This is a genomic window from Klebsiella michiganensis (assembly GCA_000963575.1).
Lineage (GTDB): Bacteria > Pseudomonadota > Gammaproteobacteria > Enterobacterales > Enterobacteriaceae > Cedecea > Cedecea michiganensis_A.
In genome coordinates this window covers 159,707-175,787 of the sequence record CP011077.1, presented here as the reverse complement: position 1 = coordinate 175,787, position 16,081 = coordinate 159,707, and the positions used below count along the sequence as shown (strand labels likewise).

The window sequence follows — 16,081 nt, the reverse complement described above, 5'->3', positions numbered from 1 at the left end:
GTCACTCTTCGACACAAGGAGTTTCCATGGCAACGCGCATCGAATTTAGCCAACACGGCGGGCCAGAAGTACTGAAAGCCGTTGAGTTTACGCCGAAAGATCCGGCGGAGAACGAAGTTCAGGTTGAGAATAAAGCTATAGGTATCAACTACATTGACACCTATATTCGCAGCGGGCTTTATCCGCCTCCGGCGCTCCCGAGCGGGCTGGGGACCGAAGCGGCTGGCGTTGTCAGCAAAGTTGGCAGCAAAGTCACTCACCTGAAAGTTGGCGACCGCGTGGTTTACGCGCAGTCTGGCCTCGGGGCCTACAGCAGCGTCCATAATGCGCCGGCCGATAAGGTCGCTAAAATCCCGGATGTTATCTCTTTCGAACAGGCCGCAGCCTCTTTCCTGAAAGGCCTCACCGTGTTTTACCTGCTGCGCAAAACCTACGAAGTCAAAGCCAATGAAACCTTCCTGTTCCACGCGGCGGCCGGTGGCGTGGGCTTAATCGCCTGCCAGTGGGCGAAGGCGCTCGGTGCCAAATTGATTGGCACCGTCGGCTCGGCACAAAAGGCCGATCGCGCTCTGCAGGCCGGAGCGTGGCAGACCATCAACTATCAGCATGAAAACATCTCTGAGCGCGTCAAAGAGCTGACCGGCGGCAAGAAAGTCGCGGTGGTTTATGACTCCGTCGGGAAAGAGACCTGGGAAGCGTCGCTGGATTGCCTGCAGCGCCGGGGGCTGATGGTCAGCTTTGGTAACTCTTCCGGGCCGGTGACCGGCGTGAACCTGGGCATTCTGAACCAGAAGGGATCGCTCTATGTCACACGCCCTTCTCTGAACGGCTATCTCACCACCCGCGCAGAGTTCGATGAAGCCTGCCATGAGCTGTTTTCGCTGATCGCCAGCGGTGCCATTAAGGTGGATGTAGCGGAAAACCAGAAGTTTGCGCTGAAGGACGCGGTGCTTGCTCACCAGACGCTGGAGAGCCGCGCAACGCAGGGCTCAAGCCTGTTGATTCCGTAACTATCTCAAAATCTGGAAAGAATTAGGGCTTCCCGGAGGAAGCCCTTTCTTTTTTGTTCGTGCTGTATGTAGGGTACAGCGCGATGAATTCTTGTTACTGCCGAAGGATAGTCGCAGATTTAATAAGTAAAAGAAATGACGCCCGCGGGATTAAGTTCAGGCTTGTGATCGGCTCCGCAATACCTGAATTATCCCGATACGTTTACGACTAAAGCTGACGTTTATCGGCGACCAAAGACAGCGCGTGCTCAACGACTTCAATGCCCGCCCCGGCTTTATGCGCGTTCTCGCTTAAGTAACGGCGCCACTGACGCGCGCCCGGAATTCCCTGGAACAGGCCAAGCATGTGGCGAGTCACATGGCCAAGGTAGGTGCCGTTTGCCAGTTCACGTTCAATATACGGATACATCGCCCGCACCACGGCTACAGGATCGCTGTCCACGACGTCAGCCCCGAAAATTTCGCGATCGACCGTCGTCAGCAAGCCTGGGTTTTGGTAAGCCTCACGCCCGACCATCACGCCATCCAGATGCTGGAGGTGCGTTTGTGCTTCTGCCAGCGTCTTGATACCGCCGTTAATCGCCATGGTCAGCTGCGGGAAATCACGCTTGAGCTGATAAACGCGCGGGTAATCCAGCGGCGGAATTTCACGGTTTTCTTTCGGGCTCAGGCCAGAGAGCCAGGCTTTACGCGCGTGGATGATGAACATCTCGCATTCACCCTTGCCTGCCACCGTGCCAATGAAATCGCAGAGAAATTCGTAGCTGTCCTGGTCGTCTATGCCGATGCGGGTTTTTACAGTCACCGGGATAGAAACCACGTCGCGCATCGCTTTAATACAATCGGCAACGAGCTGCGCCTCACCCATCAGGCAGGCACCAAAGCGCCCGTTCTGCACCCGGTCAGAAGGGCAGCCCACGTTCAGGTTAATTTCATCGTAGCCGCGCGCTTCGGCAAGTTTCGCACAATGCGCCAGCGCCTGCGGGTCGCTGCCGCCCAGCTGCAGCGCAATCGGATGTTCTTCTTCGCTATAGGCCAGATAGTCCCCTTTACCGTGGATGATCGCCCCGGTGGTCACCATTTCGGTGTACAGCAGCGTGTGGCGGGACAGCTGACGCAGGAAATAGCGGCAGTGGCGATCGGTCCAGTCGAGCATCGGCGCAATGGAGAAACGGTGCGGCTGGAAAGGAGTCTGGTTGCTTTGTGAGGACATACGTTTACGCAGGCTACGATTAAAAAAGGGTCGCTACTATAGCATAAAGCAGCGCCGGGGCATCAGGCTGCCCCGGCATTCAGTATCAGAAGGCCACGCTCAGCTGCGCCCCTGCGCCCCAGGTTTGGTCCTCGCCGTACAGGCCCATCAAATCGATATTAACGTGCTTGCCGGCCGCGAACCCTACCCCACCGGTAAAGACGTTGCTGTCATTGCTTTTCACATCCGCACGGTAGCCGGCACGCAGCGCCAGCCAGGAAAGCGGTCTCACCTCAGCACCGACACCCACGTACTGGGAATTGGCCTCGCTTTTAAAGCCTTTGGTTTCGGTCAAGTCACCGTCAGCGCTCAACGTCACCAGTTCGTTATGCCAGGCTACGCCGGCGGTCACCAGCGGGCTGATTTGATAAGTATCTTTGTAGTTGCGAACTTCGCCGGTACGCCCGTTAGTAATGCGAATATCTTTCGTGTCGATATCCCGGGACACCAGGTTCTGGCCGCTCAGGCCAACCGTCCAGTTGTCGCCAAAATCGGCCGCCACGCCGGCATCAAGGTTAAATCCGGTGTCATCGTTGCGGTACTGGCTGTTCTTCCAGTCGCCGCTGCGATAGTCGTAAATGGACGTTGTGTAGTTATAGAGCCAGGTTTTCTGCAGTTTCGGTGTGACGCCAACGGAAACCGGCACGCCACCAATATCGAACCTGTGGGCCAGGGCAATACCGTAATCAGAAACGATGGCCGCGCGGCCGGAAGCGGTCGAATTCAGGTTACGGGTGATCTGGTCGGAGCCATTTAACGCCGCATCAATCGCCACGCTTCCCGCTACCGCGCTGGAGTTCTGAATACTGCGTAGATAATTGATATCATTTTGGTCGATAGAGGAGCTGACTTTTGCCCGCGCGTAAGCCTTCGTGACGAAAGCAACGGAAAGAGTGTCATTTGGAATGCTGACCGCAATACCCGCGGCAGCTTTGGCATTCGCCGTTTCGCCTCGCAAATCTTCAAGTTCACCGGCTAAATCTCCGGCTGCGCTGCGAAACTGATTTAACGTACCGTTCGGATTTAAAAGAATATCTCGCGGCGTTAACGACCCAATGGCCTGTTTATAGTTATCAACTTTGTCGCTGATATCATCAATGCGGTCCTGGAGATTGTCTTTATCCGTAATTTGCGCCCCGATGGAAGGCAGAATAACGGTAATATCGGCATCTGGTTGGGCACGAGCTAATAGCGCCGGGTTGATTAATACACCGCTGCCATAATTAGCAGAAGCAACACCTGTTCCCCCCATCGCATCGTTTCGCGCTTCGGACCAGGTCCCTGCTGCCCCGGCCTGATGGGCAATAAATAACGTTGCGGCGAGTGTCGCCACCGAAGATTTTATTTTATTCATTCACAGCACGCCTGTCTGATTGTCAGATGAAGTAATTCGCCCCTGACAGTTATGACTGAACAGAGGCAGACTATTGCTGTGAATAGCGCGATAAAAAGATGGATATTTGAACCATCGGGATCCCAAATATATCCTTAGGGTTAGCGTCTCATCGTTTCCTTGCTAATTAATTTATAGTTTACCCTTGGGCTTTCGTGAAGGCAGGCCGTTATGCGGACCAAAGAATTGAGGGGGATGATCTATCCAGCGATCCTTACGCTGCATGGCGTAAGACTGATTTAGCGGGTAATAAATTTTATTTTCAGCTTTATTTGCTTCACCAATGACTAATAACCGCACATCCTGTTCGGTATTATTAATAAAGGTATGGCAAATGCCGGTCCCGGCAGGGAATCCCACGCTATCGCCGGGCTCAAGCGCCCAGAGATGACCATTGATCCACACTTCAGGATGCCCTTCGAGAACATAGGCAAACTCTTCTTCGCTGCTCTCCGCGTGGGGATAAGAGGTTCTGCGGCCAGGGGGAATGCGCTCGTGGTGGATACCAAGGCGAGTTAAACCTAAATGACGGGCCAGAGGAGCGCCAATAGAAAACAGCTCCGCGCTGTCCGGATACGTTGAGTCATCCTCACCTTCCAGCTCACGCCAGTGACGAATACAATCGGGTTTTTGCATCACTTCCTCCTGGGTAGATAGGGTCATTATGTACCAGGATTCGGCGTTTTATACGCCTTATGGTAAAGTATTGCGTCAATGACCGGGAGAGGCTGATGGACACCATAACTTCGCAAAACGTGTTAGCTCAGGCTGAAAAGCTCTGCCTGCAACGCAATGTACGCCTGACGCCACAGCGCCTTGAGGTTTTGCGCCTGATGGCCGAGCAAACCGGCGCCATAAGCGCCTATGACCTGCTCGATCTCTTGCGCGTCAGCGAGCCACAGGCTAAGCCTCCTACCGTTTACCGTGCGCTGGACTTTCTGCTTGAGCAGGGTTTTGTGCATCGCGTGGAATCCAACAACAGCTACGTACTGTGCAATTTTATCGACCATCCCACCCACTCTTCCGCCATGTTTATCTGTGACAGATGCGGCGCTGTGAAAGAGCAAGCCGCTCAGGGTGTGGAAGATATTATGCAAAAGCTGGCGTCAAAAATGGGGTTTGCCCTGCGCCACAACGTAATTGAGGCCCACGGATTGTGCGCTGATTGCTCGGAAGTTGAAGCTTGTCGCCACCCCGGCGCCTGCGATCACGATCATTCAGTGCAGCCGAAGAAAAAGCGTTAAGAGGGAGTGGTACGTCCTTGTACCCGGGCAGGATTGGTCTTACTGATTAGCACATGTGAGGGGGGCGGAGGTTACCAGCGATATTTGTTACCTGACTCCCAGTCCTTCACCTCTTTCTCTGCCTGGTCTCTGGCGTAGCCGTAGCGCTCCTGGATTTTACCCACCAGCTGATCGCGCTTGCCTTCGATGACGGTCATATCGTCATCGGTCAGCTTACCCCATTTCTCTTTGATAGTACCTTTGAACTGCTTCCAGTTACCGCCGATTTCGTCCTTATTCATAGTCATCTCCTCATCGTTCGGTTTCGGTTTTTGCATCCTGACTGCAGGATGCAGTCTTGCCGGAAAACATCCACTGTCTGCTGGATGTAGAGATAATTGTAGCCAAGGATTCTGGGTTACATTTAAAACTCAGAATCTTTAACCATTTTTAAAAACGACGGCATGCTGACGCCTCATTTTAAAAACGAGAAATCAGCATGATAGAAGATGGATTAACGGAGTGCGGGGAGTCTACTCAATGCCCGCCCGGCGCGGCAAACCAGGTATTGTTGCGCCAGTGTCGACGCCAGATAACCCCGAGTGACAGGCCACGCAAAGCTAAAAACACCGCCAGCGACAGCCACAGGGCGTGGTTACCAAGCAACGGCAGCGTAAGCAGCGTCACGCCAAAGCCCAATGCCGCAACCGCCATGCTATTTCGCATCTCAGTGCCTCGCGTAGCGCCGATAAACATACCGTCCAGCAGGTAGCACCAAACGCCCACGACCGGCAAGATCACCTGCCAGGCAAGGTAATGATTTGCCAGAATACGAAGCTCCGGCAGGGAGGTAAGCAGCGCGACGATTTGCTCCCCGGCAAAGGCATAAATAGCCGCAAACGCTATCGCAACCAGCCCCGCCTGCCTGCACGCGGCCCCCAAACCTCAAGCAATTGCCCACGATTGCCCGCCCCATAAGCCTGGCCCGAATGGGCTTCCACGGCGTAAGCAAAGCCATCCAGGGCATAGGCGGTGAAGGTTAACAGCGTCATCAGCACGGCGTTGACCGCTACAATTTCGCTGCCGAGACGAGCGCCGAAGATGGTGATAGAAGCAAAGCAAATTTGCAGCAGCAGCGAACGCAGCATGATGTCCCGGTTGAGCGCCAGCAGCTTGCGTACATCCCCTTGCCAGGCCGTTTTGAGGCGAGCCCAACTGATGCCCCGCAGCTTCATAACTTTACGCACCATCAGCAGGCCGATGATAAACGTGGCGTATTCAGATACCGCCGTGGCCAGCGCGGCCCCCTGCACGTTCATGTGCAGCCCCATCACCAGCCAGAGGTCGAGCACGATGTTAATCAGGTTCCCAACCACCAACAGGATCACCGGCGCCCGCGCGTACTGAACGCCAAGCAGCCACCCCAGGAGCACGAGGTTAGCCAGCGATGCAGGGGCGCTAAGCCAACGGATTTCAAGGAACCGCCTTGCCTGATACAGCACCTCGTCGTTGCCACCAACAACGTGTAGCGCAAGGTTAATCAGTGGATACCGCAGAACCACGATAGCGATCCCGGCTATCAGCGCCAGCATCAGGGGCTGAACCAGTGCCCGCGCCAGCCGCTGCGGGTCGTTCGCCCCAAACGCCTGCGCCGTTAACCCGGTGGTGCTCATACGCAGGAATAGCAGCAGCATAAAGAGGAAGCTGGTCGCCGTGGCGCCGATAGCCACCCCGCCAAGATAGGTTGGGCTATCAAGATGGCCAATGACTGCGGTATCGACCAGGCCCAGCAGCGGCACGGTGATATTGGAAAAAATCATCGGCAGCGCAAGACGCCACAGCGCACCATCCGTTGACGAAAAGAATCGCATGAGAATGATCCAGAGGGAAAATAGAGGGGTGTTTAATGCAGGTGGCACGGCAGATTTACCGCACCACCGAAAGAGATGTTACAGCCATTCACCGTTGCGGATCACCCCGACGGCCAGGCCTTCAATGCTAAAGTTCTGCTCACGAAGATCGACCACAATCGGCTGAAATTCGCTGTTTTCCGGCAGCAGATGCACGGTATTACCCTGCTTTTTCAGGCGTTTTACGGTTACTTCATCATCGATTCGCGCGACAACGACCTGGCCGTTACGCACGTCCTGGGTTTTGTGTACCGCTAATAAATCACCGTCCATGATGCCGATATCTTTCATCGACATGCCGCTTACGCGCAGCAGGAAATCGGCATTCGGCTTGAACAGCGATGGATCAACCTGGTAGTGACCTTCAATGTGCTGCTGCGCCAGCAGCGGCTCGCCCGCGGCAACGCGCCCCACCAGCGGCAGGCCGTTTTCTTCTTCAACCAGCAGACGAATACCGCGGGATGCACCAGAAACAATCTCGATGACACCTTTGCGCGCCAGCGCTTTGAGGTGTTCTTCCGCGGCGTTTGGAGAACGGAACCCCAGACGTTGTGCAATCTCGGCGCGCGTAGGTGGCATGCCGGTTTGGTTGATATGATCCCGAATGAGATCAAACACCTCTTGCTGCCTGGTAGTTAGTGCTTTCATTCCGCCCCCTGGGTGTTTATACAGTTATGCTGTGAGTATATACAGCCCCGGGCGAATTTGAAACCACAAATTAAGCAAAAAACCAGCGACTTAAACTATTCTGGAAGGGTTATCGCAAATGTGGCCAAAGCAAGGTGGCCCAGGTCGCGACCGCAAGGATAATCGCAATCAGTACGGCGGCTGACCCCATATCTTTAGCTCGTCCCGAAAGCTCGTGGTACTCGGTGCCCACACGGTCAACCAGCGCTTCAATGGCGCTGTTGAGGATTTCGACAATCATCACCAAAACAACCGAGCCAATCAGTAAAATACGCGTGATAGGGTCCACATTCAGCCAGCAGGCGATGGCGATAGCGATAACTGCAGCCACGCCCTCCTGACGAAAGGCGGCTTCGTTGATCCAGGCGGCACGTAGCCCCTTCCACGAGTAGCCTGCAGCTTTAATAATGCGGGTGATGCCGGTGGTATTATTCGCCATTCAAGGAAACCTTTTTATAGATTGAGCGTCAATGCTCATTGAGTCTAAATCGCAGCGCCACAGAAATTCCCCAGAGTTTCTGATATCCTTGCGGCGCATTTGCATTATTAACCTGAGGCTTTACATCATTTATGTCAGGCTGGCCAAGAATTTACTACAAATTACTGAATTTACCATTAAGTGTTCTGGTAAAGAGCAAGTCTATCCCGGCGGATCCGCAAACCGAACTCGGTCTGGACCCTTCACGCCCCATTATGTACGTCCTGCCCTACAATTCTAAGGCAGACTTACTGACGCTGCGTGCCCAATGCCTGGATCACGACCTGCCCGACCCGCTGGAACCTCTGGAAATTGACGGCGTACTGCTGCCGCGCTACGTGTTTATCCACGGCGGGCCGCGCGTCTTTACCTATTACACGCCAAAAGAAGAGTCGGTAAAACTGTTCCACGATTATCTGGATCTGCACCGCAGCAATCCCGATCTCGATGTACAGATGGTCCCGGTTTCCGTGATGTTCGGCCGCTCTCCAGGGCGCGAAAAAGGGGAAATCAACCCACCTTTACGGACGTTGAACGGCATCCAAAAATTCTTTGCGGTTTCGTGGCTGGGCCGCGATAGCTTCGTGCGCTTCTCGCCGCCGGTTTCGCTTCGCCGCATGGCAACCGAACACGGCACGGACAAAATTATCGCCCAAAAGCTGGCTCGCGTGGCGCGCACCCACTTTGCTCGTCAGCGCCTTGCCGCCGTTGGCCCTCGCTTGCCGGTTCGCCAGGATCTCTTCAACAAGCTGCTGGCATCAAAAGCAATTGCCCGTGCGGTAGAAGATGAAGCCCGCAGTAAGAAAATATCCCATGAGAAAGCGCAGCAAAATGCCGTCGCACTGATGGAAGAGATTGCCGCCAACTTCTCCTACGAAGCCGTGCGTCTGACGGACCGCGTTTTAGGGTTAACCTGGAACCGCCTCTATCAGGGCATTAACGTGCACAACGCCGAACGCGTGCGCCAGCTTGCGCATGACGGCCATGAAATTGTCTATGTGCCCTGCCACCGCAGCCACATGGATTACCTGCTGCTCTCCTACGTGCTTTATCACCAGGGGCTGGTTCCGCCGCACATCGCCGCCGGGATCAACCTGAACTTCTGGCCGGCCGGCCCGATTTTCCGCCGCCTGGGCGCGTTCTTTATTCGCCGTACTTTCAAGGGCAACAAGCTTTACTCCACGGTGTTCCGCGAATACCTCGGCGAACTGTTCAGCCGCGGCTATTCCGTTGAATACTTTGTCGAGGGTGGCCGTTCCCGCACCGGTCGCCTGCTCGATCCGAAGACCGGCACGCTGTCGATGACGATTCAGGCGATGCTGCGCGGCGGTACTCGTCCGATTACTCTGGTGCCAATTTACATCGGCTACGAGCACGTCATGGAAGTGGGTACCTACGCGAAAGAGCTGCGCGGGGCGACCAAGGAAAAAGAGAGCTTCATGCAGATGGTGCGCGGCCTGAGTAAGCTGCGTAACCTAGGTCAGGGTTACGTCAACTTCGGCGAACCGCTGCCGCTGATGACCTACCTGAACCAGCATGTGCCGGAATGGAAGGATTCTATCGATCCTATCGAGTCGATTCGCCCGGCATGGCTGACGCCAACGGTGAACGATATCGCAGCCTCCCTGATGGTGCGCATCAACAACGCAGGGGCAGCTAACGCCATGAACCTGTGCTGTACCGCGCTGCTTGCTTCACGCCAGCGCTCGCTGACCCGTGAGCAGCTCACTGAACAGCTCGACTGCTACCTGAACCTGCTGCGTAACGTGCCGTATTCTCCGGATGCCACCGCACCAACGGTTTCCGCCGATGCGCTGATCGACCACGCGCTGCAGATGAACAAGTTCGAGGTGGAGAAAGACACCATCGGCGACATCATCATTCTGCCACGCGAACAGGCCGTGTTGATGACCTATTACCGCAACAACATCATGCACATGCTGGTGTTGCCGTCGCTGATGGCGTCCATCATCACTCAGCATCGCCACATCTCACGCGCGGAACTGCTGCGCCAGATAGAGGTGGTTTATCCGATGCTGAAAGCCGAGCTGTTCCTGCGTTGGGAAAAGAGCGAGCTGGGCAGAGAAATTGACGCGCTGATCGCCGAGATGGAGCGCCAGGGTCTGGTGATGGTTGCCGGTGATGAGGTGCAGATCAACCCTAACCGCTCTCGTACTCTGCAGCTTCTGGCGGCGGGCGTACGCGAGACAATTCAGCGTTATGCCATCACCTTCTGGCAGTTGAGCGCCACCCCGTCTATCAACCGCGGGACGCTGGAACGCGAAAGCCGCACCGTGGCGCAGCGCCTGTCCGTTCTGCACGGCATTAACGCCCCGGAATTCTTTGATAAAGCGGTCTTTACCTCGCTGGTGCTTACCCTGCGCGATGAAGGCTACATCAGCGATACCGGCGACGCGGACGCAACCGAAACCATCAAGGTTTACCAGATGCTGGCCGATCTTGTGACCTCGGATGTACGCCTGACGATTGAGAGCTCAGCGTCCCAGGACGCGGTTTCTTAATTTAGCAAAAACGAAAAAGGCGGGTGATGCACCCGCCTTTTTTATTGCCTGAATACTCAGAAATGCAGGTAACTCAACGCCAGGCCCAGGAACAGCACCAGCCCCACATAGTTGTTATTCATAAACGCTTTAAAGCAGCCTTCACGCTCGCGTTTGGCGATCAGCTTCTGCTGATGTACAAACAGCCCGCCCGCCAGCAGAATTGACCAGTAAAACGTGCCGCCCAGCCCGTTGAGCCAGCCCACAACGCCCATTAACAGCATGGTGGCGATTTGCAGCAGGCCGATGATCAGCTTGTCGTTGCGGCCAAACAGGATAGCCGTCGACTTAATGCCTATCTTCAGGTCATCGTCGCGGTCCACCATTGCATACTGGGTGTCGTACGCCACGGTCCAGCAAATATTGGCGAGGAACATCAGCCAACAGCTTAGCGGCACCGATTCGCTGGCGGCGGCAAAAGCCATGGGGATGGACCAGCCAAAGGCCGCACCCAGCACCACCTGAGGTAAATGGGTGTAGCGTTTCATAAACGGATACACCCACGCCAGCGCCAGCCCCGCCACGGACAGCAGGATAGTCATGGTGTTGAGCGTCAGCACCAGCAAGAAGGCGAGGCCAACCAGCACCACAAACAGGACTTTCGCTTCTTTCTCAGAAACAGCACCGCTTGGCAGCGGGCGCTGCGCGGTACGCTTTACGTGGCCGTCAAATTTGCGGTCGGCATAATCGTTCACCACGCAGCCCGCGGCACGCATCAGCCAGACGCCGGCGATAAAAACAACCAGATTCAGCAGCGAGGGTAAGCCCGGGGTTGCCACCCAAAGCGCCCACAGCGTAGGCCATAGCAGTAACAGAGCGCCAATGGGCTTATCGGTACGCATCAACCGGTGATAAGCCAGAAGTTTTCCCTGCTTAAGACTCCACTCCATTATTTTTCCTCTTCATACAGCGGAGACGCCGCCAGGAACAGTTCCGTCAGCATCAAAGGCTTACCGGAAAGTCTCAGCCGGGAACGCCGTCCCCACAGTTCGGCGCTGCGGCCAACCTCAATATAGTCACGCGTCAGGGTTGATGAACTAAACAGGTAGCGCCCGAGCGGCGTGTCGCCAAGCTTTTGCAACGCCAGCTCAGGGCCATCAAGTGTGCTTTCAGGCACCACGGTGCGGCCCAGCAGCCAGGGTTCGTCATCCCCGCAGAGAATAATTTCCCGCAGCCAGTAACGCTCAGAGGCAGGTAATAAATCAGCTTCGGGCAAATCGCTGCCGGCCGGGACAAAACCTTCACGCACGATGCGAACGGTGACTTTTCGACAGTGCTGTTCGAAGCGTTTAGTCATCGAATCTTCCAGCAGCAGCCAGTCGAGATAATCGGAGCTTAGCCCTTGCGGGACCTCCGTGTAGAAATTCAGGGCGCGCAACGGCGACAGCGCGTCGGACATGGGAACACTCTCCGAGACATAACCTGAAGGCATTGTAACGCAGAACATCATCATGCGGGCAGACAATGGCAACACGCGCGGCAAATACCGCAACAATTGAGCAACAGGAAATGCTGCCCCCTCTTTCCCCTAAATAATTCCAGCCACAGGTAGGCGGCAAGGGAGTGACAAATTCGCGTAAGCGACTTTGAACGCAGTTTACTGCGGCCCCGTAGGGGGAATAATCCCCAGGGGCTTATATAAATAAGTGACGGGGGTGACAAATCTGCCGGGAGCAGATTTGAACGTAGCCAGCAACGGCCCTGAAAGGGTGAAGCTCATGGATGAGCTGAATAACCAGAGTGCAGCCAACACCCCTGTGGCTTGAATTATGACGGGGAAAAAAAAGGTGCGCCTGAGCGCACCAATACTTCAAGCATCAGCAACGTGGGGAAGTGATTACCCCTTGCCTTTTACACTGCTGATAAAAGTTTTACGGGCGGAGGTGGAACCCAGACGCTCGGCTTCATTCAGCAGTTTCAGGGCTTTATCGATGTCGCCTTTATCCACAGCCTGTTTAATCGCGTGGTTAAAATAGCTTTCCGTATCATTGAGCATTGGCTCGCTCTTCGCGGCCGGTGCCGGCGCAGGTGCTGCCACCGGGGCCGGAGCGGCGGCCGGTGCAGAGTAAGCCGTCGGCGGCGCTACGTTACCCACCACAACAGGTTTCGCATCAGACCCGCCGAAAATCTTGCCGATCATGATGTTGCCGCTGTTCTGCTCGGTTTTGACCTGTACCGTCAGCGCACCCTGCCCACTGTGGCGGGCAACCGGGTCGGCAACGTCAGGAATGGCGTTACTTGCCCCTTCGGCATAGAGCTTCGCCGGGTTAATCATGCGGGTGGTTTCCGTCAGGTCACGTTTGGTGGTGTACACCAGCATATAGATCTGTTTCTGGCCCATCATCGGGGTCAGCTTCATGACATTTTCCAGACGATTGCCGGAGGTCATGCCTGGCTTTTGGTACTGGAAGTAACTGCTCGGGAAGAAAGCTGAAGGCTGCATCTGCCCGTCGAGAATCAGAACGTTGGGCGCATAAACGCTTAAGTCTTTAACTACGCTGGATAGCGTGATTTCCAGTGAACCCTGATCCGCTGGCAGCACGAAGGCGGCCACGCCCCCGGTGAGTTCCCCGACGTTAATACTGGCCGAAGAGGCGTTCAGCACTACGTCCTGGCTGACGGGCGGTATCAACGGAGTCCACGGCAGGCTTTGTAATTTGTCCGCAGGAATAGACGGTGCGGTAGAGACGTTTTGTGGGTTAATCGCCGTGTTCGCAGCAAAAGCAGCCGGTACGGACGTTAAGCCCAGAACGGGAAGCAGGCAAAGCGCAAGAAGATGTTTTTTCATTGTTTTATCCTCGGAGCGAACCCGTCTCCTTCAGGCAAAAAAGAGACGGGTCAGGCATTTGAAACTGGCGGGCGCTATGCACCCGCACAGCGGGTTAACTTACCACCAGGCTTCCATCTGAATACCGAAGGTCACTTCGCTATCGTTGCCACGGCTGAAGGTACGGGCGCTGGTATCACTGAAAGCAATACCGGATGGCGTGTTCGCTACGTAGTTAGCATCACTGGCATCACTGGAGGAATAGCCCCACTTCTCATCCCACTTGGCGTAGGTTGCGAAGACGCGGATAGCCGGACGAGACCAGATGCTGTTACCCGCCTGCCACTGCTGTGCCAGGGTGATTTTGTACTGGTTGTTGCTCTTGTCGGTCATCTGAGACTTCACGTTGTCGTAGCCAACTTCCATCAGGGTGCTCATGATTGGCGTCCATTTGTACATAGGACGAACGCCCACGGTCCACCACTTGGTGCCGTTGTTATCATCGCGGTTGAGATCCTGGTACATACCCACGTACATCAGGCCCCAGGTATCGTTGAAGTCGATTGCCCCGTGGTCAATGATGCGCAGCATTTTGCCATCGTTGTTTCTGGAAGTATCCGGACGACCGGTACCGTTGGTTTGCGCCATCGCGTTAGTACCGTACTGCACCACAAATTTGTTCAGGCTGGTACCAAGGAAGGTCTGGGTATGTTCCACGGTACCCAACCAACCGTTTTTAGTCGCATCCTGCACGCCAAAATCGTAGTGCTTGGTGGTGTTGGCGCGACCGTAGTCAAAACCAACTTCCAGAGAACCACCTGGGTTAACTTGCATCTGGCCTAAACGCACGTCGAAGATATCGTTCGCCAGATCTTTGTTTTTGGTTTGGCCGTTGATAAAGGCCTCTGAACCACCGGCTTCACCATTACGGGTTGCAGCCAGGGAGATTTTACCGAAGCCCAGATCGATATCTTCGATACCACCGCCAGGGCCTGAAATATCCCAGTAGTAGAAGTCGATCATGTGGACGTCATGACGTTTGTAATAACGCTTACCTGCCCAAATGTTCGCCCCCGGCAGCGCGTCAATCAGGTTTTTACCCACCACGTTCATCTGGCGTACGCGAGGGCCACCGTCGGTGTCTTCAACGTCGTTCAGCTGGCTGGTGGCGTAACCAATCATGGTATCAACGTAGAAGCTTTTTTCGCCTTCCTGCCAAACTTGCTGACCTAACTCAACTTCAGCATAAGTTTCACATTCGTTACCCAGACGGTATTTAGAGCCTGCACCTGTCGCTTTAAAACATTGCTGCTCGCCGCCGCTACCTGTCCAGCCAATACCAGAACGTGCATAGCCCTTGAAATCAACGGCGCCAGCCTGTGCAGACACGATGCCTGCAATCACGGCGATCGCCAGAGGGAGTTTGCGCAGAGTAATCATCATTCTATCTCCTGAGATCATTGCTTTTCTTTTTTATGGGAATGCTTAAACGCCGGGCTCTTGATGCAACCGACGACATGCGGTGCCATCTTCTCGGAACAGATGACAGCGCTCTGGCGGCAGGCCAATAGCGAATGTGGCACCCTCTTTTACCAACACCACGTCGTTCTGGCGGTAAACCAGGTTTTGACGAATGGCGGGGATTTGGATGTGAATCTGAGTCTCATGTCCCAACTGCTCAACGACCTGCACTTCCCCTTCAAGGGTGACGTCAGCAATGTCGCTCGGCAGCAGGTGTTCCGGGCGGATGCCAAGTGACATATTGGCGCCTACCTGAACGTTGCGGCTTTCCACCGGCAGCCAGACATGCTGACGGTTAGGCAATTCCACCTGCACCTGGTCAATGGCCGTCGCGGTCACTTTTACCGGCAGGAAGTTCATTTTTGGCGACCCGATAAAACCCGCCACAAAGCGGTCTGCCGGGTAGTGATACAGCTCTAGCGGTTTCCCGACCTGCGCAATGCGACCGGCATCCAGCACGACGATTTTGTCGGCCAGGGTCATCGCCTCAATCTGGTCGTGAGTCACATAAATCATCGTGCGGCCCAGGCGCTTGTGCAGGCGCGAGATCTCAATGCGCATCTGCACGCGCAGCGCGGCATCAAGGTTTGAAAGCGGCTCATCCAGCAGGAAGACTCGCGGCTCCGCGACCAGGGTCCGGCCAATCGCCACGCGCTGGCGTTGCCCCCCGGACAGTGCCTTCGGGCGGCGCTCCAGCAGATGCGCGAGCTGCAAGGTTTCGGAAACCTGATTCACACGCTGGTTGATATCGTCTTTTTTTGCCCCGGCAAGCTTCAGGCCGAAGGACATGTTTTCCGCGACGGAGAGGTGGGGATAGAGGGCGTACGATTGAAACACCATGCCAACGCCGCGTTCAGCGGGTGGGATGTCGTTCATGCGCTTTTCACCAATCAGCAGCTCGCCGCTGGTGATGGTTTCAAGGCCCGCAATCATGCGCAGCAGCGTTGACTTACCACAGCCTGACGGCCCGACAAAAACCACGAACTCTCCCTCATCGATGTCGAGATTGATGTCTTTCGACACCACCACGTCACCCCAGGCTTTTGTTACGTTCCGTAGCTGCACGCTCGCCATTACCACTCCCTCATTACTGCCGCCTGCCGTCGGACAGGTGATTCAAGATGTGTCCGACTATGAGGGATAGCTACATTTGGTAAATCCTCCGCCCTAAGGCTTTTTTATGGGGGAGGAGGCGGGAGGATGAGAGTGAGGTATCTGCAACCGGTTGCAGGTGGCATAAGGGATTTTCGTGATCGCGGTTTCAATTTTCGCTGCGTTT

Annotated in this window: 14 protein-coding genes and 1 pseudogene; 3 read left to right on the top strand and 12 right to left on the bottom strand. The window is 55.2% G+C overall.

Going from position 1 to position 16,081, the window contains the following annotated elements:
- Positions 1-26: 26 nt before the first annotated feature.
- Positions 27-1,010: a quinone oxidoreductase gene (locus VW41_00775; protein ID AJZ87680.1), complete on the top strand. Its 984-nt coding sequence runs from the start codon at positions 27-29 to the stop codon at positions 1,008-1,010.
- A gap of 208 nt (positions 1,011-1,218) precedes the next feature.
- Here the strand turns inward: VW41_00775 and VW41_00770 are convergent, their stop codons facing one another.
- The 3 genes from VW41_00770 to VW41_00760 form a co-directional block, all read right to left on the bottom strand.
- A complete protein-coding gene (locus VW41_00770) occupies positions 1,219-2,223 on the bottom strand; it encodes a tRNA-dihydrouridine synthase A (protein ID AJZ87679.1) in 1,005 nt (334 codons plus the stop codon).
- An 85-nt stretch (positions 2,224-2,308) separates the two neighbouring features.
- On the bottom strand, positions 2,309-3,616 hold the full coding sequence (locus tag VW41_00765) for a conjugal transfer protein (protein ID AJZ87678.1): 1,308 nt from the start codon (positions 3,614-3,616) through the stop codon (positions 2,309-2,311).
- A 171-nt stretch (positions 3,617-3,787) separates the two neighbouring features.
- Positions 3,788-4,291, bottom strand: coding sequence for a cupin (locus VW41_00760; protein AJZ87677.1), 504 nt, complete (start codon positions 4,289-4,291; stop codon positions 3,788-3,790).
- Between the two features lie 95 nt (positions 4,292-4,386).
- On the opposite strand from VW41_00760, the gene VW41_00755 reads away from it, so the two are divergent.
- Positions 4,387-4,899, top strand: a complete 513-nt coding sequence (locus VW41_00755) for a zinc uptake transcriptional repressor (GenBank protein ID AJZ87676.1) — start codon at positions 4,387-4,389, stop codon at positions 4,897-4,899.
- A gap of 71 nt (positions 4,900-4,970) precedes the next feature.
- On the opposite strand, the gene VW41_00750 is transcribed toward VW41_00755, so the two are convergent.
- The 4 genes and pseudogenes from VW41_00750 to VW41_00735 all read right to left on the bottom strand — a co-directional run bounded on the left by VW41_00750 (position 4,971) and on the right by VW41_00735 (position 7,914).
- Positions 4,971-5,180 (bottom strand): hypothetical protein, encoded by a 210-nt coding sequence (locus VW41_00750; GenBank protein AJZ87675.1) that lies wholly within the window; start codon positions 5,178-5,180, stop codon positions 4,971-4,973.
- A 235-nt stretch (positions 5,181-5,415) separates the two neighbouring features.
- Positions 5,416-6,749 (bottom strand): annotated as a pseudogene (locus VW41_00745) (damage-inducible protein).
- Between the two features lie 78 nt (positions 6,750-6,827).
- Entirely contained in the window at positions 6,828-7,436 is a 609-nt protein-coding gene (locus VW41_00740) for a LexA repressor (GenBank protein ID AJZ87674.1), read from the bottom strand.
- A gap of 109 nt (positions 7,437-7,545) precedes the next feature.
- On the bottom strand, positions 7,546-7,914 hold the full coding sequence (locus VW41_00735) for a diacylglycerol kinase (GenBank protein AJZ87673.1): 369 nt from the start codon (positions 7,912-7,914) through the stop codon (positions 7,546-7,548).
- A gap of 131 nt (positions 7,915-8,045) precedes the next feature.
- Between VW41_00735 and VW41_00730 the strand changes: the two genes are divergently transcribed.
- On the top strand, positions 8,046-10,475 hold the full coding sequence (locus VW41_00730; GenBank protein AJZ87672.1) for a glycerol-3-phosphate acyltransferase: 2,430 nt from the start codon (positions 8,046-8,048) through the stop codon (positions 10,473-10,475).
- 56 nt (positions 10,476-10,531) lie between these two features.
- On the opposite strand, the gene ubiA is transcribed toward VW41_00730, so the two are convergent.
- From ubiA to VW41_00705, 5 genes are all read right to left on the bottom strand, one after another.
- Positions 10,532-11,404: a 4-hydroxybenzoate polyprenyltransferase gene (gene ubiA / locus VW41_00725; GenBank protein AJZ87671.1), complete on the bottom strand. Its 873-nt coding sequence runs from the start codon at positions 11,402-11,404 to the stop codon at positions 10,532-10,534.
- Entirely contained in the window at positions 11,404-11,913 is a 510-nt protein-coding gene (gene ubiC, locus VW41_00720) for a chorismate--pyruvate lyase (protein ID AJZ87670.1), read from the bottom strand. Before ubiC ends, ubiA begins: the two co-directional genes overlap by 1 nt.
- Positions 11,914-12,351: 438 nt before the next feature.
- Complete coding sequence (locus VW41_00715) at positions 12,352-13,302, bottom strand: maltose-binding protein (protein ID AJZ87669.1); 951 nt, start codon at positions 13,300-13,302, stop codon at positions 12,352-12,354.
- A gap of 99 nt (positions 13,303-13,401) precedes the next feature.
- The gene (lamB, locus tag VW41_00710) at positions 13,402-14,724 is read right to left on the bottom strand and encodes a maltoporin (GenBank protein AJZ87668.1); all 1,323 of its coding nucleotides are present in this window, start codon (positions 14,722-14,724) and stop codon (positions 13,402-13,404) included.
- 42 nt (positions 14,725-14,766) lie between these two features.
- A complete protein-coding gene (locus VW41_00705; GenBank protein AJZ87667.1) occupies positions 14,767-15,876 on the bottom strand; it encodes a maltose/maltodextrin transporter ATP-binding protein in 1,110 nt (369 codons plus the stop codon).
- Between the last annotated feature and the right edge of the window lie 205 nt (positions 15,877-16,081).

What these genes read in the sequence shown, in the direction of transcription:
- VW41_00760 (AJZ87677.1), bottom strand. Translation starts at nt 4,291, where the DNA reads ATGCAAAAACCCGATTGTATTCGTCACTGGCGTGAGCTGGAAGGTGAG.
- VW41_00735 (AJZ87673.1), bottom strand. Translation starts at nt 7,914, where the DNA reads ATGGCGAATAATACCACCGGCATCACCCGCATTATTAAAGCTGCAGGC.
- VW41_00705 (AJZ87667.1), bottom strand. Translation starts at nt 15,876, where the DNA reads ATGGCGAGCGTGCAGCTACGGAACGTAACAAAAGCCTGGGGTGACGTG.
- VW41_00740 (AJZ87674.1), bottom strand. Translation starts at nt 7,436, where the DNA reads ATGAAAGCACTAACTACCAGGCAGCAAGAGGTGTTTGATCTCATTCGG.
- VW41_00755 (AJZ87676.1), top strand. Translation starts at nt 4,387, where the DNA reads ATGGACACCATAACTTCGCAAAACGTGTTAGCTCAGGCTGAAAAGCTC.
- ubiC (AJZ87670.1), bottom strand. Translation starts at nt 11,913, where the DNA reads ATGTCCGACGCGCTGTCGCCGTTGCGCGCCCTGAATTTCTACACGGAG.
- VW41_00730 (AJZ87672.1), top strand. Translation starts at nt 8,046, where the DNA reads ATGTCAGGCTGGCCAAGAATTTACTACAAATTACTGAATTTACCATTA.
- VW41_00770 (AJZ87679.1), bottom strand. Translation starts at nt 2,223, where the DNA reads ATGTCCTCACAAAGCAACCAGACTCCTTTCCAGCCGCACCGTTTCTCC.
- VW41_00765 (AJZ87678.1), bottom strand. Translation starts at nt 3,616, where the DNA reads ATGAATAAAATAAAATCTTCGGTGGCGACACTCGCCGCAACGTTATTT.
- VW41_00775 (AJZ87680.1), top strand. Translation starts at nt 27, where the DNA reads ATGGCAACGCGCATCGAATTTAGCCAACACGGCGGGCCAGAAGTACTG.
- VW41_00750 (AJZ87675.1), bottom strand. Translation starts at nt 5,180, where the DNA reads ATGAATAAGGACGAAATCGGCGGTAACTGGAAGCAGTTCAAAGGTACT.
- ubiA (AJZ87671.1), bottom strand. Translation starts at nt 11,404, where the DNA reads ATGGAGTGGAGTCTTAAGCAGGGAAAACTTCTGGCTTATCACCGGTTG.
- VW41_00715 (AJZ87669.1), bottom strand. Translation starts at nt 13,302, where the DNA reads ATGAAAAAACATCTTCTTGCGCTTTGCCTGCTTCCCGTTCTGGGCTTA.
- lamB (AJZ87668.1), bottom strand. Translation starts at nt 14,724, where the DNA reads ATGATGATTACTCTGCGCAAACTCCCTCTGGCGATCGCCGTGATTGCA.